Source organism: Streptomyces sp. L500, from assembly GCF_054551825.1.
On sequence record NZ_JBTOLC010000014.1, the window covers coordinates 94,315 to 107,981 of the forward strand.

Below are 13,667 nucleotides of genomic sequence, written 5' to 3' on the forward strand. Positions count from 1 at the left end.
CACAAGGGAGACCGCATTGGCACCGAACCCGGTGGGCACCGCAGCCGGTCCCGCTCCCCCCTCGGAGCCCGTCCCCCCGTCGGAGCCCGCCTTCGACCGGGTGCGCGCCGTCGCGGACGCCGTCCTCTACGAGGGCTATCTGCTCTACCCCTACCGCCGTTCGTCGGGCAAGAACAGGGTGCGCTGGCAGTTCGGCGTGCTCGCGCCGCGCGACTGGGCCGAGGCCCAGGGGCCGGAGACGCCCGGCGTCGCCGGTTCCGCCGACTCGTGGCGGCAGCGCACCGAGTGCCTCGTCCGGGCGACGGGCCCCGACCCCGTGGTGCGGGTACGGGTGCGGTTCCTCCAGGTACGGCGGAAGCGGGTGGAGCGGCGCACGCCCACCGGCGGTCACGCCCCGGTCGACACCCTGGAGGCGGCCGGGACCCTCCACGTCCCCTTCGACGAGGCCGTCCCGCACGAGTGCGACATCGCCGTCCCGCTCGCCGACCTCGTGGCGCACGAGCGGGAGTTCGCCGTGGGGGCGCCCGGCGGGACGGAGACCGAGGAGCTGGACGGGGGCGCCGGGCGGGTGGTGCGGCAGCGGCTGCCGCTGCGGGCCCGGACGCTGCTGCGCGCCGAACGCGTCGACGCCGGGAAGGGGCTGTTCCGGCTGCGGGTGCGCACGGAGAACACCGGGGCGGCCGGGCCGCGGAGCACGCGCGAGGAGGCGCTGCGCCACGCGCTGATCGCCACCCACACCGTCATCGGCGGCGACGGCCTGTGCTTCCTCTCCCTGCTCGACCCGCCGCCGTGGGCGCGCGCGCACGCCGCGGGCTGCCGGAACCTCCACACCTTCCCGGTGCTGGCGGGCGAGCCCGGCCGTTGCGACCTCGTCCTCTCCTCGCCCATCATCCTGCCCGACCGTCCCCGGGTGGCCCCGGAGAGCCCGGGCGACCTCCACGACGCCGCCGAGATCGACGAGATCCTCACCCTGCGCACGCTGCTCCTGACCGACGAGGAGAAGCGCGAGGCGCGGGCCACCGACCGGCGGGCCGCGGAGATCCTCGACCGGGTGGACACCATGCCGCCGGAGGTGTTCGGCCGGCTGCACGGCGCGATCCGTTCGATGGGCCCGCGCGCCACCGGGGCGCCGGTGCCGTGGTGGCGGGAGGGCGGGGACGACGGGGTGTGCCCGGCCACGGACAGCGTGCTCGTCGACGGGGTCGTGGTGGCTGCGGGCGGCCGGGTGGTGCTGGCACCGCGCGGCCGGGGCGCCGACGCGCAGGACATGTTCCTCGTCGGCCGTACCGCCCGGGTGGCGGGGGTCTTCCACGACGTGGACGGGAGCGTGCGGCTTGCGGTGACGATCGAGGACGACCCGGCGGCGGAACTCCACGACTGGTACGGCCGGTTCCACTACTTCCGGCCGGACGAGGTCCGGCCCCTGGCCGCGAGCACCCACGACCAGGTCCACGACCCGGAACGAGGGAGGACGAGGACATGAGCGGCGACAACGGTTCCGCCGGCAGCGGCGGGGCGAAGGGCTTCGACGAGATCGACATCCTGTGGATCTCCGAGGGGATGAGCTGCGACGGCGACACGGTCTCCCTGACCGCCGCCGACCGGCCCGCCCTGGAGGACGTGCTGCTGGGGCTCGTCCCCGGCCTGCCGAAGGTGAACCTCCACAACAAGGTCCTCTCCCCCACCCTGGGCGGCGAGGAGTTCCTGGCCCCCTTCCGGGCCGCCGTCCGGGGCGAACTGGAGCCCTTCGTCCTCGTCATCGAGGGGTCGGTGCCCAACCAGAACATCATCGAGGGCGACGGCTACTGGACGTCCTTCGGCAACGACCCGGAGACCGGCGAGCCGCTCACCCTCAACTGGTGGATCGACCGGCTGGCGCCGAAGGCATGGGCCGTCATGACCGCCGGGACGTGCGCCGCCTACGGCGGCATCCACGCCATGGCGGGCAACCCCACCGGCTGCATGGGCCTGGCCGACTACCTGGGCTGGGACTTCCGGTCCAGGGCCGGGCTGCCCGTGGTGAACGTACCGGGCTGCCCGATCCAGCCCGAGAACTTCATGGAGACCCTCGGCTGGATGCTCCAGCACGCCGCCGGCACGGCCCCCGCGCCACCGCTGGACCACATGCTGCGCCCGCAGTGGCTGTTCGGCCGGACCGTCCACGAGGGCTGCGACCGGGCGGCCTACTACGAGCAGGGCGACTTCGCCATGGACTACAACTCGCCCAAGTGCCAGGTGAAGATCGGCTGCTGGGGCCCGGTGGTCAACTGCGACGTGCCCAAGCGCGGCTGGATGGCGGGCGTCGGCGGCTGCCCGAACGTCGGCGGCATCTGCATCGGCTGCACCATGCCCGGCTTCCCCGACGCCTTCATGCCGTTCATGGACGAGCCCACCGGCGGCGCCCTCTCCGCCACGCTCATCAAACCGTACGGCGCGCTCGTCCGGCGGCTGCGCGGCATCACCAACATCGCCGTCAACCGCGAGCCCAAGTGGCACCACAACGGCCCCGACCTGACCACCGGCTACGACCCCACCTGGCGCTCGCGCGGCACCCACGCACCGCGGAAGACCCGGGCGACGACACGAACGAAGAGGCGAGAACTCACATGACGGCAACGGCCGACCGGTCGACGGGGAAGCGCAAACCCGCGAAGATCGTGGAGATGTCCTGGGACCCGATCACCCGGATCATCGGCAACCTCGGCATCTACACGAAGATCGACTTCGCCAACCGCGAAGTGACCGAATGCCACAGCACCTCGTCGCTGTTCCGCGGCTACTCCGTCTTCCTCAAGGGCAAGGACCCCCGGGACGCCGGCTTCATCACCTCGCGCATCTGCGGGATCTGCGGCGACAACCACACCACGTGCTCCGACTACGCCCAGCAGATGGCCTACGGCGTCAAGCCGCCGCCGCTCGCCGAGAGCATCGTCAACCTCGGCGAGGCGGCGGAGTACATGTTCGACCACACCATCTTCCAGGACAACCTGGTGTTCGTGGACTTCTGCGAGGCGATGGTCAAGAGCACCAACCCCGGAGTCCTGGCCCGCGCGGAACGCACCCAGGCGCCCCGCGGCGAGATCCACGGCTACCGCACCGTCGCGGACATCATGCGCGCCTTCAACCCCTTCGAGGGCGAGGTGTACAAGCAGGCGCTCAAGATCAGCCGGATCACCCGCGAGATGTTCTGCCAGATGGAGGGCCGGCACGTCCACCCCTCCACCCTCTACCCCGGCGGCGTCGGCACCCAGCCCACCCCCACCACCTTCACCGAGTACCTCTCCCGCCTGATGCGCGTCCTCGACTTCGTCAAACAGTCGGTCGCGATGAACGACGACGTCTTCGACTTCTTCTACGACGCCCTCCCCGGCTACGAGGAGGTGGGGCGCCGCCGGATCCTCCTCGGCTGCTGGGGCGCCTGGCAGAACCCCGACGTCTGCGACTACCGCTACGAGACGATGAACGACTGGGGCAAGGCCATGTACGTCACCCCCGGCGTCATCGTGGACGGCAAGCTCGTCACCAACAATCTCGTCGACATCAACCTCGGCCTGCGCGTCCTGCTGGGCAGTTCCTTCTACGGGGACTGGACGGCCGAGGAGCCGTTCGTCACCCACGACCCGCTCGGCAACCCCGTGGACATCCGTCACCCGTGGAACCAGACCACCCTGCCCGAGCCGCAGAAGCGCGACTTCGACGGCAACTACAGCTGGGTGATGAGCCCCCGCTGGTACGACCAGGGCACCGGCAGCCACCTGGCCCTCGACACCGGCGGCGGCCCCCTGGCCCGGCTGTGGTCCACCGCCCTCAACGGGCTCGTCGACACCCCCTACGTCAAGGCCACCGGCCACAGCGTGCGGATCACCCTGCCCAAGAGCGAGAAGCTGCCCGAGACCACGCTGGAGTGGAAGATCCCCCGGTGGAGCAACACCCTCGAACGCGACCGGGCGCGCCCCTACTTCGTGGCCTACGCCGCCGCCATGGCCTTCACCTTCCTGGAGCGCGCCATGGACATGGTCCGCTCCGGCGAGACCCGCACCTTCACCGACTTCGAGGTGCCGGACGAGGCCATCGGCTGCGGCTTCCACGAAGCGGTGCGCGGCGTCCTCTCCCACCACCTGGTGATCAAGGACAAGAAGATCGCCAACTACCACCCCTACCCGCCCACCCCCTGGAACGCCAGCCCGCGCGACAGCTACGGCACCCCCGGCCCGTACGAGGACGCCGTGCAGGGGCAGCCCGTCTTCGAGGAGAACGGGCCGGACGACTTCAAGGGCGTCGACATCATGCGCACCGTCCGCAGCTTCGACCCCTGCCTGCCCTGCGGCGTGCACATGTACCTCGGCCGCGGCCAGGTGCGGAAGACCGTGCACTCCCCGACCTTCGGCGCCGGCCATGGCTGACCCCCTGCCCCTGCTGACCCGCGCCGACGACCTGCTGGGGCGGTTGGAGGCCGCCCCCGGGCCCACCGCGCGGACCGCCCTGGAGGCCGTCCGGGTCCTCACCGAGCTCTACGGCGAGGCCCTGACCCGGGTGCTGGAGGCGGCCGGTCCCGCGATCGCGGAGCGCCTGGCCGACGACGAGCTCGTCGGCCATCTGCTGGCCCTCCACGGCATCCACCCCGAGCCGGTCGAACGGCGGGTGGCCCGGGCCGTCGAGGCCGTCCGGCCCGCCGTACGGGACCGGGGCGGCGAGCTGCGCCTGGCCGGGGTCGCCGACGGTGTCGCCACCGTCCGGCTCAGGACGTCCGGTTGTCCCTCCTCCGCCGCCGGTCTGGCGGACGCCGTCCGGGAGGCCGTGCTCGCGCTCGCCCCCGAGCTGTCGGACGTCCGCCGGGCGCCGGAGGACGAGGAACGTCCCGGCGCGTTCGTCCCCCTCGACACCGTGCGCACCCGCCCCGTGACCGCCGGGGGGCCCGCGTGACCGGCGGAGCCCTGGCCCGGGTCATCGCCCGGCCGGCCGCCGGGCCCTCGGGCGAGACGGACCGCTGCGACCTGTGCGGCACCCCCGCCGAGGACGGCCACCGGCATCTGTACGGCACCGAACGGGCCGAGGTGCTGTGCGCCTGCCGGGCGTGCGCCCTGCTCTTCACCCGCGAGGCGGCCGGTGCGGACCACTACCTGCTGATCCCCACACGCCGGGTCCGCCTGCCGCCCGTGCCCACGGAGGGGCTCGGCGTGCCGGTGGGGCTCGCCTTCTTCGTCCCGCGCGCCGGCGGCGAGGTGACGGCCCACTATCCGAGCCCGGCCGGGGCGACGCGCTGGGAGGTCGTCCCGGAGAGCTGGCGCGAGGTCGTCGGCCGGTGCCCGCCGCTGCGCACGCTCGTGCCCGAGGTGGAGGCCCTGCTCGTCAACACCGCCCGGGGGCGGCAGGACCACTGGATCGTCCCCGTCGACGACTGCTACCGGCTCGTCGCCCTGGTACGGCGGGAGTGGCGCGGCCTGTCCGGCGGCGACCGGATCCGGCCGGCGATCGACCGCTTCTTCGCGGACCTCGCCGAACGCGGCGAGGACGCCCGGAGGTAAGGAGAGAGCGCATGGGCCGTATCCGGGTCGGCAAGGCCGACGTCAAACCCGACACCCCGACCCACGTCCGGGGCGTCCACGAGGGCAACAAGGGCCCGCACACCCGCCAGACCGGCCACCACGAGGACGGCACGTCCGACGCCCGGCGGTCGACGGGCATCCACGCGAAGGGGCACGACGCCGTCCTGGACGTCATGCCGAACATCCCGCCCGGCTGAGCCGGGCCCCCGTCGACCGAAGGAGTGCGCCTCATGGCCGGACTCATGGCCAGACGACTGCTGATCACGCAGGCCCTGGTGGCCGGAGCGGTGACGCTCGGCATCCTGGTGAAGGAGTTCCCCGGGCTCGTCCGGGAGATCCGCATCTGGCGGATGGTGGGCCTCCGCTCCAGGACGGCCCGTTCCTGACCCCCCGTCCGGCCCGCCGCGGCGGTGAGCCCCTGCGGGCCGGCGGACGGTTCACCCGGAGGCCCGCCGGCCCCGGCCGGTGAGGAAGTCCCGGACCCGGTCGAGCAGCCCCGTGCCGGGCACCAGCGGTCTGACGACCGGCTCGGCGCGCGGGGCGGGCGGCCGGGGCCGGGTCGGGGCCGTGGCCCTCCCGGCGCGGACCTTCCCGCCCAGCTCCCGCAGCACCTCGGCCGGGCAGACGGCCTGCATCCGGGGGAAGAGCCGCTGCTCCTCCTCCAGCACGTGCGCGGTCACCCGCTCCACCAGCGCCAGGAGCAGGAGGTCGAACTCCTCCTCGGCGGGCTCACGTCGCTCCAGCTCCGCGAGGACGCGCTCGATGCCGGCGTGTTCGGCGAGTCCCCGCTCCTCCCACTCCGCTCCCCCGGGCAGGTGCTCGCGGACGGCGGGGTACAGGTGCTGCTTCTCCACGGCGCCGTGGCGCACCAGCTCGATGGTGGCCCGCTCGGCCAGCTCCTTGCGCTCCGCGCCGCCCGGGGCGGCGGCGCGGACGCGCTCGAAGAGACGCTGCACCTTCAGGTGGTCGGCGGTGAGTTCGCCGATGAGGTCCGCTTCGGCGGGGTCCCTGGGCACCGTGCTCCTTCCGGCGGGCGGTGGCTGCCTCGTGTGCCTCACCCCTTCCCCTCGCCGGGCGGAACCGCGCGGCGGTTGGGCCGATCGGCAGCACCCGTTGGAAGGAACGCCCGGCCCGTCGGGCCGGGGCTCTCCGGCACACGGCCGGGGCCGTGCCGTGATCTATCTGTCGACATCTGCCCACCGGCGGTGGGACCGGTCCGGAGGGAGCGTGGTGAACGCATGCTGCTGCTGCGGAAGCAGAGGGCGATGCTGGGGGCCCGGGCGCGGCAGGCCGCCTTCACCGGGTACGTCGGGCTCGACCGCCGCGCCCCGGTCTCCGAAGCGGCCAGGGCGCTGTTCCGGAAGGCGTTCCCGGACCACTGGTCGTTCCTGCTGGGCGAGATCGCGCTCTACAGCCTGATGGTGCTGATCATCACCGGCACCTATCTGACGCTGTTCTTCGACCCGGACCTGAACCAGGAGGTCTACCAGGGCTCGTACGCCCCGCTGCGCGGGTCCCTCGCCACCAGCGCCTTCACCTCGACGCTCTACATCAGCTTCGACGTGCGCGGCGGGCTGCTCATCCGGCAGACGCACCACTGGGCGGCCCTGGTCTTCGTGGCGGCCCTGGGGGTGCACATGCTGCGCGTCTTCTTCACCGGGGCGTTCCGCCGGCCGCGTGAGCTCAACTGGATGATCGGCGTGACGCTCTTCATGCTCTCGCTGCTGGAGGGTTTCTGCGGCTACTCGCTGCCGGACGACCTGCTGTCGGGCACGGGGCTGCGGACGGCCAATACGATCGTGATGTCGATCCCGGTGGCCGGCACATACCTGAGTTTCCTCGTGTGGGGCGGGCCGTTCCCGGGGCACATCGTGATGCGCCGGATGTACATCGCGCACGTGCTGTTCGTGCCGGGTCTGATCCTCGCGCTGCTCGGGGCGCACCTGCTGCTGGTCGTGTACCTCAAGCACACCCACTGGGCGGAGCGGGGGCGGACGAACCGCAACGCGGTCGGCATGCCGATGTTCCCGCAGTTCGCCACCAGGTCGGTGGGGCTGAACCTGGCGGTCTTCGGAGTGCTCGCGCTGCTCGGCGGCATCGCCCAGATCAACCCGGTCTGGGTGTACGGGCCGTACCGGGCGGACCAGGTGTCGACGGGCGCCCAGCCGGACTGGTACGTGGGGTTCCTGGAGGGCGCCCTGCGGCTCATGCCGCCGTGGGAGAACGTGGTGGGCGGCCACACGTTGATGTGGAACGTCCTGCTGCCCGCGGTGGTGCTGCCCGGGGTGCTCTTCCTGGTGCTCTATCTCTACCCGTTCTTCGAGAGGTGGGTCACCGGGGACCTCATGGAGCACCACCTGTGCGACCGCCCCCGGGACCGGCCCGTGCGCACCGCCCTGGGTGTGGCGGCCGTGGTGTTCTACGCGGTGCTGCTGGCGGCGGCGGCCAACGACGTCACGGCGATGGTCTTCCGGGTGTCCCTGGAGGCGCTGACCTGGATCTACCGGGTCGCGGTGGTCGCCGGGCCGCCGCTCGCCTTCCTCGTCACCAAGCGGGTCTGTCTGGCGCTGCAGGCCCACGACCGCAGGCTGCTGCGGGAGGGTGAGGAGACGGGGGCGGTCAGCCAGTCACCGGAGGGACGGATGCGCGAGGGGAGCAGGCCGCTCCCGGCCGCGTACCACTACCGGCTGCTGGTGCGCGACGTCCCGGCGCCCCTGTCCCGCCCGGCGGTGGGGTCGCCGCGCCGGTACCGGCTCCGGGCGGCGCTCAGCTCCTGGTACTACCGGGACCGGGTGGAGATGCCGGCCACCGCCGAGCAGCGGCTCCAGGTCTCGGGCCGGACGCTGGGGCCGCTCCCCGGGGCGGAGGAGGAGTAGGCGCCGGGGCGCCCGGGTCGGTCGTCCGCGTCAGTCGTCCGCGTTCAGGAACTGGAACACCATGCCGAGGATTCCGGCGACGGTGACGGCGGCTCCCATGATGAACAGCCACAGCCCGTAGACGATGCCGAGCACCAGCAGGGCCGCGCCCAGGGCGGTGAGGGGCGGGTAGCCGCTGTGCGGCGGGAAGAAGTCCAGCGCGCCGGCACGCTCGTGGATCCGCCCGTCGCGGCGGTCCTCCGGTCTGCCGCCCCTGCGGCGGTGGTTCACGGCGCAGAAGAAGGCGATGACGGACGCCATGAGGAAGCAGACGGTCAGCGCCGCGCTGCCGGCCGGTTCCTGGGAGAACCACATGTAGACCGCGTCGGTGAGGAGGAAGAAGACCGCGACACCGGCGAAGAGACATGCCTCGGTCTTCATTCGCCGTGTTCTCCCAGCGTGTCGGGGGTCGGCTCGGCCGTGCCGGAGCCGACCGGCAGGGCGCGGACCTCGGGGTGGTGGAGGTCGAAGGCGGGCGAGTCGGAGCGGATCCGTGGGATCGCCTCGAAGTTGTGGCGGGGCGGGGGGCAGCCGGTGGCCCACTCCAGCGAGCGCCCGTACCCCCAGGGGTCGTCGGCCTCGACCTTCTCGCCGTACCGCGCCGTCTTCCAGACGTTGTACAGGAACGGGAGGGTGGACAGGCCGAGCAGGAACGCGCCGATGGAGGAGACGGTGTTCAGGACGGTGAACCCGTCGGCCGCCAGATAGTCGGCGTAGCGGCGGGGCATGCCCATCTCGCCGAGCCAGTGCTGTACCAGGAATGTCGTCTGGAAGCCGGTGAACAGCGTCCAGAAGTGCACCTTGCCGATGCGCTCGTCCAGCATTTTCCCGGTGAGCTTGGGCCACCAGAAGTAGAAGCCGCCGAACATGGCGAAGACGATGGTGCCGAAGAGGACGTAATGGAGATGGGCGACGATGAAATAACTGTCGGTCAGCTGGAAGTCCAGGGGCGGGGAGGCGATGACGATTCCGCTGAGCCCGCCCAGCAGAAAGGTGACCATGAATCCGATCGCCCACAGCATGGGCGTCTCGAAGGAGACGCTGCCCCGCCACATGGTGCCGATCCAGTTGAAGAATTTCACCCCGGTCGGGACCGCGATGAGGAAGGACATGAGCGAGAAGAACGGCAGCAGTACGGCGCCGGTGGCGAACATGTGGTGGGCCCAGACCGTGGCCGAGAGCATGGTGATGGCGATGGTCGCGCCGACCATTCCGGTGTAGCCGAAGACGGGTTTGCGGCTGAAGACCGGAATGATCTCGGTCACCACCCCGAAGAACGGCAGGGCGACGATATAGACCTCGGGGTGGCCGAAGAACCAGAAGAGGTGCTGCCAGAGCAGGGCCCCGCCGTTCGCGGCGTCGAATACGTGCGCGCCGAATTTCCGGTCCGCCTCCAGTGCGAAGAGGGCCGCCGTCAGCACGGGGAAGGCGGGCAGCACCAGAACCGCCGTGAGCAGAACGTTCCAGGTGAACAGGGGCATCCGGAACATGGTCATCCCGGGGGCCCGGAGGCACAGGATGGTGGCGATGAAATTGACCGAGCCCAGCGTCGTGCTCACTCCCGTCAGCACCAGGCCCATGGCCCACAGGTCGCCGCCCGCGCCCGGCGAGTAGACGCCGCTGTTCAGCGGGGCGTAGGCGAACCAGCCGAAGGACGCCGCCCCGCCGGGCACGACGAGCCCGGAGACGACCATCAGCCCGCCGAAGAGGAACAGCCAGTACGTCAGGGCGTTCAGGCGGGGGAAGGCGACGTCGGGAGCGCCGATCTGGAGCGGCATGACGGCGTTGGCGAATCCCGTGAACGTGGGGGTCGCGAAGAGCAGCATCATGATCGTGCCGTGGATGGTGAACAGCTGGTTGTACTGGGTGGTGCTGAAGAGCTGGAGTCCCGGCCGGGCGAGCTCCGCCCGCATCAGCATCGCCAGCAGACCTCCGAGCAGGAAGAACCCGAAGGAGGTCACCAGGTACATGTTCCCGATCGTCTTGTGATCGGTGGTGGTGAGGTATTCCCTGATCCGGCCGACCAGGCCGCCGCCCGGGTCGAAGGTGCCTTCCGGGGGCTTCAGAATGCGATCGATCTCCAGCTGCGGCATCGCCTCTCCGTTCCCTGCGGCCGTGACCGGTAAACGGGGAGTTCAGCCGTCGGGCACGGGCGTGTCCCCCGTTCGCGCCACAGGGAAGCGAATCAGTCCTCGCACCGGACCCCGGTTGCGGGCGCGGAAGGCAAGGAGTGAGCTGGAGGCACAGGCAATTCCGTCCTTTGGAGTGGCGATCATGAGCAAGGCGAAGGGCAAGGCCAAGCAGGTCAAGGGCGCCCTGAAGGAAACCACCGGGCGCGTCACGGGCGACCCGAAGCAGGAGGCCCGGGGCCATATCGAGAAGCTGGAGGGAAAGGCTCAGGAGACGGCCGCCAAGATAAAGAAGTCCGGCAGGTAGCGAATGCTGGAGCGCCGCCCCCCGGTGGCGCTCCCGGACCTTCCCGGCGCACCGCCCCAGAGATATCATGAAACTTGAGGCACCTGTCGGCCTCGAGGCCGGCTCGGGCGAAAAGAATGGCTGCCCCGTGCAGCCGCCCTCCCAGCCTGGGGAACAGGCGAACAGAACTCAGGAGATCGTCGTGATCATCCTAGGTGTCATCCTTCTCATCGTCGGATTCGTACTGGGTCTCCATATCCTGTGGACGATCGGCATCATCCTGCTGGTCATAGGCCTGATTCTGTGGGTCCTGGGGGCGGCGGGTCACGCTGTCGGCGGCCGGCGCCACTATTGGTAGGAGGCCGCGGCCATACGCACGGGCCCGATGGTTGACTCTCCCGGCCGGGGGTACGCGCTCCTGAGCCGAACCGATGGAGGTAATCAACCATGGGCATGGGATGGTGCATCGGCCTCATCGCTGTGGGCGCGATCCTCAGCTTCGCCGTGGACTGGCACGTACAGGGCATGAACATCACTCTTGTCGGCCTGATCCTGATGGCGGTCGGCTTCCTCGGCACCGCCGCGTATGTGAGCGTGTTCAAACGCCGGCATACCCAGCCGCCACCCCCGGCCGCCCCGGTCATCGAGGAGGACCACCGCTTCACCCGCTGAGGTTCACCCGCCGTGCCGCTTCCGGAGTTCTTCGGTCAGCGCGGCGCCGAACGCCTTGAGGTCCTTGGGCTTACGGCTGGTGATCAGGGTGTTGGGGCCGTCACCGCAGACCACGACTTCTTCGTCGACCCAGTTCCCGCCCGCGTTGCGGATGTCGGTGCGCAGACTGGGCCAGGAAGTGAGGGTGCGACCGCCGACGACGCCGGCCTCGACCAGCGTCCACGGGGCGTGGCAGATCGCGGCGACGGGCCTCCCGGCGGTGAAGAACGCCTGGACGAACGCCACGGCGCGTTCGTCCAGGCGCAGCGCGTCGGGGTTGGCGACTCCGCCCGGCAGCACCAGGAGGGCGTAGTCGTCGGGCCGGGCCCGGTCCAGGTCGGTGTCGACGGCGAAGGTGTCCGCCTTGTCCAGGTGGTGGAACGCCTGGACGCGCCCCGGCTCGGTGGAGACCAGCTCGGGGGTGCCTCCGGCGTCCCGCACGGCCTGCCAGGGGTCGGTGAGTTCGATCTGCTCGACACCTTCCGGTGCCATGAGGAACGCGATGCGCATCTCGGGTGACGCTCCTTTCCTTCCGATGCAGCAGTCCGCCGGTCCGGCGGTCATTTCCTGCGTTCGTACCGGTGCAGCGCCCAGCCGGGGAGCCCGAACCAGCAGAGCACCAGCCAGGCGACCACGCCGCCGACCACCCAGGGCACCGCCGCGTTGTGGAGGGCGATCCGCAGGATCAGCAGCAGCGCCGAGGTGACGGTGGCCAGCAGCAGGACCACGCCGGCCATGGTGAGCCGCGCGGCCCAGGTCACGGTCTGGGCCTTGAGCCGGTGCCCGCTGACGATCCGGTGGAAGGCCACCGGCCCCACCAGGGCGCCGGTCGTGGCCGCGCCCAGCACCACGGTGACGACGTAGATGGCACGGTCGGTGTCGCCCAGGGTGGCGAAGCGGGGGGTGAAGGCGACGGTGAGCAGGAATCCGAAGAGGATCTGGACACCTGTCTGGGTGACGCGTACTTCCTGGAGGAGTTCGGTCCAGCGGCGGTCCGCCCGTTGGGCCGGGGACTCTTGACGGCCGTCCCGCCTGGGCCCCCCGGCTTCCGGCGGTTCCGTTCCGGCTGCTCCGTTCGCGGACATGCGGCCCCCCGTGCCCGGTCAGCTCCGGCCCAGGGCCCGCTTCAGCTCGTCCTTGTTCATGTTCGAGCGGCCCTCGATGTTCTTCTGCTTGGCCTCGTTGTAGAGCTGTTCCTTGGTCGGGCCCTGGGATCCGGAGTGCGAGCGTTTCCCGCCGCGTTCCGAGGGCGACATGTCCTGCAGCGAGGATCGGCTGGCCGTCTTCGACTCCCCCGAGCGGGCCCGCTCCTTGTTGACGGTGCGTGCCGCGATCTCCTCCGCCCGTTTCGTGCTCTCCCCCCGGTCCAGCGCGCTGTCCTTGATGTGCTCGTACTGCCGCTCACGCTTGGAGCTGGAACCCCTGGGCATCGCTGACTCCTCTCGCTCATTCACGCACATGCCCACCGTGGCACTCGCGACACCACGGCGCAGGGCGAGAGCCGCCGATCGGACGGCACGGGGGCGACACTGTGACCGACCCCAGGGAGGATCGACATGTCACGAGGACCCGAGGGCTACGACGCGGGGCCCTATGTGCCCGAGAGGGCCGGCCGTTCGTCGGCCCCGCCGGTGGTGTGCTGGACCGGGCCCTCGGGGAGGCGGGCATCGACCCCGAGGGGACGTATGTCACCAACGCCGTCAAGCACTTCACGTTCGAGCCGGCGCGGCGCGGCAAGCGCCGCATCCACAAGGCGCCGGATCTGAAGGAGATCAGGGCGTGCAAGCCGTGGCTGGCGGAGGAGCTGCGCCTGGTCGCTCCCGAGGTGGTCGTGGCGCTGGGCGCGACGGCGGGGAAGGCGCTGTTCGGCTCGTCGTTCAGGGTGGGGAAGCAGCGTGGCCTGGCGCTGCCGTTGCCGGCGCTCGACGGCTCCGGGGAGGGCGGGGGGACGCTGGTGGCCACCATCCACCCGTCCGCGGTGCTGCGGGCGGCCGACGAGGAGCGGGTCGCGATGTACGCGGGGCTGGTGGCGGATCTGAAGGTCGCGGCCCGGCTGCTGGGCTGACGCGGGGCGTCCGCG

General features: G+C 71.1%; 18 protein-coding genes. 12 read left to right on the top strand and 6 right to left on the bottom strand.

Translation table 11 applies throughout. The annotated features are described in order from the left end of the window. The first annotated feature begins 16 nt into the window (after positions 1-16). Genes ACX9I7_RS15860 through ACX9I7_RS15890 form a run of 7 tightly spaced genes read left to right on the top strand, consistent with a single transcriptional unit; the run spans position 17 to position 5,932 of the window. Positions 17-1,483 (top strand): hypothetical protein, encoded by a 1,467-nt coding sequence (locus ACX9I7_RS15860; protein ID WP_387573881.1) that lies wholly within the window; start codon positions 17-19, stop codon positions 1,481-1,483. Further along, entirely contained in the window at positions 1,480-2,610 is a 1,131-nt protein-coding gene (locus ACX9I7_RS15865) for an NADH-quinone oxidoreductase subunit B family protein (protein WP_387573883.1), read from the top strand. Before ACX9I7_RS15860 ends, ACX9I7_RS15865 begins: the two co-directional genes overlap by 4 nt. Beyond that, positions 2,607-4,403: a nickel-dependent hydrogenase large subunit gene (locus tag ACX9I7_RS15870; RefSeq protein WP_459387707.1), complete on the top strand. Its 1,797-nt coding sequence runs from the start codon at positions 2,607-2,609 to the stop codon at positions 4,401-4,403. The genes ACX9I7_RS15865 and ACX9I7_RS15870 overlap by 4 nt, the downstream gene beginning before the upstream one ends. Further along, entirely contained in the window at positions 4,396-4,923 is a 528-nt protein-coding gene (locus tag ACX9I7_RS15875; RefSeq protein WP_387573887.1) for a NifU family protein, read from the top strand. Before ACX9I7_RS15870 ends, ACX9I7_RS15875 begins: the two co-directional genes overlap by 8 nt. Further along, positions 4,920-5,525, top strand: a complete 606-nt coding sequence (locus ACX9I7_RS15880; protein WP_387573889.1) for a DUF5947 family protein — start codon at positions 4,920-4,922, stop codon at positions 5,523-5,525. The genes ACX9I7_RS15875 and ACX9I7_RS15880 overlap by 4 nt, the downstream gene beginning before the upstream one ends. An 11-nt stretch (positions 5,526-5,536) precedes the next feature. Then, entirely contained in the window at positions 5,537-5,743 is a 207-nt protein-coding gene (locus ACX9I7_RS15885; protein ID WP_358620656.1) for a hypothetical protein, read from the top strand. Positions 5,744-5,776: 33 nt separating this feature from the next. Further along, positions 5,777-5,932: a hypothetical protein gene (locus tag ACX9I7_RS15890; RefSeq protein WP_358620658.1), complete on the top strand. Its 156-nt coding sequence runs from the start codon at positions 5,777-5,779 to the stop codon at positions 5,930-5,932. Positions 5,933-5,983: 51 nt separating this feature from the next. Here ACX9I7_RS15890 and ACX9I7_RS15895 read toward each other — a convergent pair whose 3' ends face one another. Then, complete coding sequence (locus ACX9I7_RS15895; RefSeq protein ID WP_459387708.1) at positions 5,984-6,562, bottom strand: hemerythrin domain-containing protein; 579 nt, start codon at positions 6,560-6,562, stop codon at positions 5,984-5,986. Between the two features lie 225 nt (positions 6,563-6,787). Here ACX9I7_RS15895 and qcrB point away from each other — a divergent pair, with 225 nt between their 5' ends. Continuing rightward, a complete protein-coding gene (qcrB, locus tag ACX9I7_RS15900; RefSeq protein ID WP_459387748.1) occupies positions 6,788-8,422 on the top strand; it encodes a cytochrome bc1 complex cytochrome b subunit in 1,635 nt (544 codons plus the stop codon). Positions 8,423-8,452: 30 nt separating this feature from the next. Here the strand turns inward: qcrB and ctaF are convergent, their stop codons facing one another. Continuing rightward, the gene (ctaF, locus tag ACX9I7_RS15905; protein WP_459387709.1) at positions 8,453-8,842 is read right to left on the bottom strand and encodes an aa3-type cytochrome oxidase subunit IV; all 390 of its coding nucleotides are present in this window, start codon (positions 8,840-8,842) and stop codon (positions 8,453-8,455) included. Further along, a complete protein-coding gene (gene ctaD / locus ACX9I7_RS15910; RefSeq protein WP_459387710.1) occupies positions 8,839-10,554 on the bottom strand; it encodes an aa3-type cytochrome oxidase subunit I in 1,716 nt (571 codons plus the stop codon). The genes ctaF and ctaD overlap by 4 nt, the downstream gene beginning before the upstream one ends. A 181-nt stretch (positions 10,555-10,735) precedes the next feature. Here ctaD and ACX9I7_RS15915 point away from each other — a divergent pair, with 181 nt between their 5' ends. The 3 genes from ACX9I7_RS15915 to ACX9I7_RS15925 all read left to right on the top strand — a co-directional run bounded on the left by ACX9I7_RS15915 (position 10,736) and on the right by ACX9I7_RS15925 (position 11,548). Then, positions 10,736-10,897 carry a CsbD family protein gene (locus ACX9I7_RS15915; protein ID WP_387573897.1) on the top strand — a complete coding sequence of 54 codons (162 nt, stop codon included), beginning with the start codon at positions 10,736-10,738 and terminating at the stop codon, positions 10,895-10,897. Positions 10,898-11,078: 181 nt separating this feature from the next. Then, complete coding sequence (locus ACX9I7_RS15920; protein WP_189447302.1) at positions 11,079-11,234, top strand: DUF6131 family protein; 156 nt, start codon at positions 11,079-11,081, stop codon at positions 11,232-11,234. Between the two features lie 89 nt (positions 11,235-11,323). Beyond that, positions 11,324-11,548, top strand: a complete 225-nt coding sequence (locus ACX9I7_RS15925) for a DUF6458 family protein (protein WP_126917302.1) — start codon at positions 11,324-11,326, stop codon at positions 11,546-11,548. Between the two features lie 3 nt (positions 11,549-11,551). On the opposite strand, the gene ACX9I7_RS15930 is transcribed toward ACX9I7_RS15925, so the two are convergent. From ACX9I7_RS15930 to ACX9I7_RS15940, 3 genes are read right to left on the bottom strand one after another with little or no spacing between them, the layout of a single operon-like run. Then, positions 11,552-12,097 (bottom strand): type 1 glutamine amidotransferase domain-containing protein, encoded by a 546-nt coding sequence (locus tag ACX9I7_RS15930; RefSeq protein ID WP_459387711.1) that lies wholly within the window; start codon positions 12,095-12,097, stop codon positions 11,552-11,554. A gap of 50 nt (positions 12,098-12,147) precedes the next feature. Beyond that, positions 12,148-12,672 (bottom strand): DUF6328 family protein, encoded by a 525-nt coding sequence (locus ACX9I7_RS15935; protein WP_387573901.1) that lies wholly within the window; start codon positions 12,670-12,672, stop codon positions 12,148-12,150. 18 nt (positions 12,673-12,690) lie between these two features. Next, positions 12,691-13,017 (bottom strand): plasmid stabilization protein, encoded by a 327-nt coding sequence (locus ACX9I7_RS15940; protein WP_459387712.1) that lies wholly within the window; start codon positions 13,015-13,017, stop codon positions 12,691-12,693. 2 nt (positions 13,018-13,019) lie between these two features. Here ACX9I7_RS15940 and ACX9I7_RS15945 point away from each other — a divergent pair, with 2 nt between their 5' ends. Beyond that, complete coding sequence (locus ACX9I7_RS15945; RefSeq protein ID WP_459387749.1) at positions 13,020-13,652, top strand: uracil-DNA glycosylase family protein; 633 nt, start codon at positions 13,020-13,022, stop codon at positions 13,650-13,652. Positions 13,653-13,667: the final 15 nt, after the last annotated feature.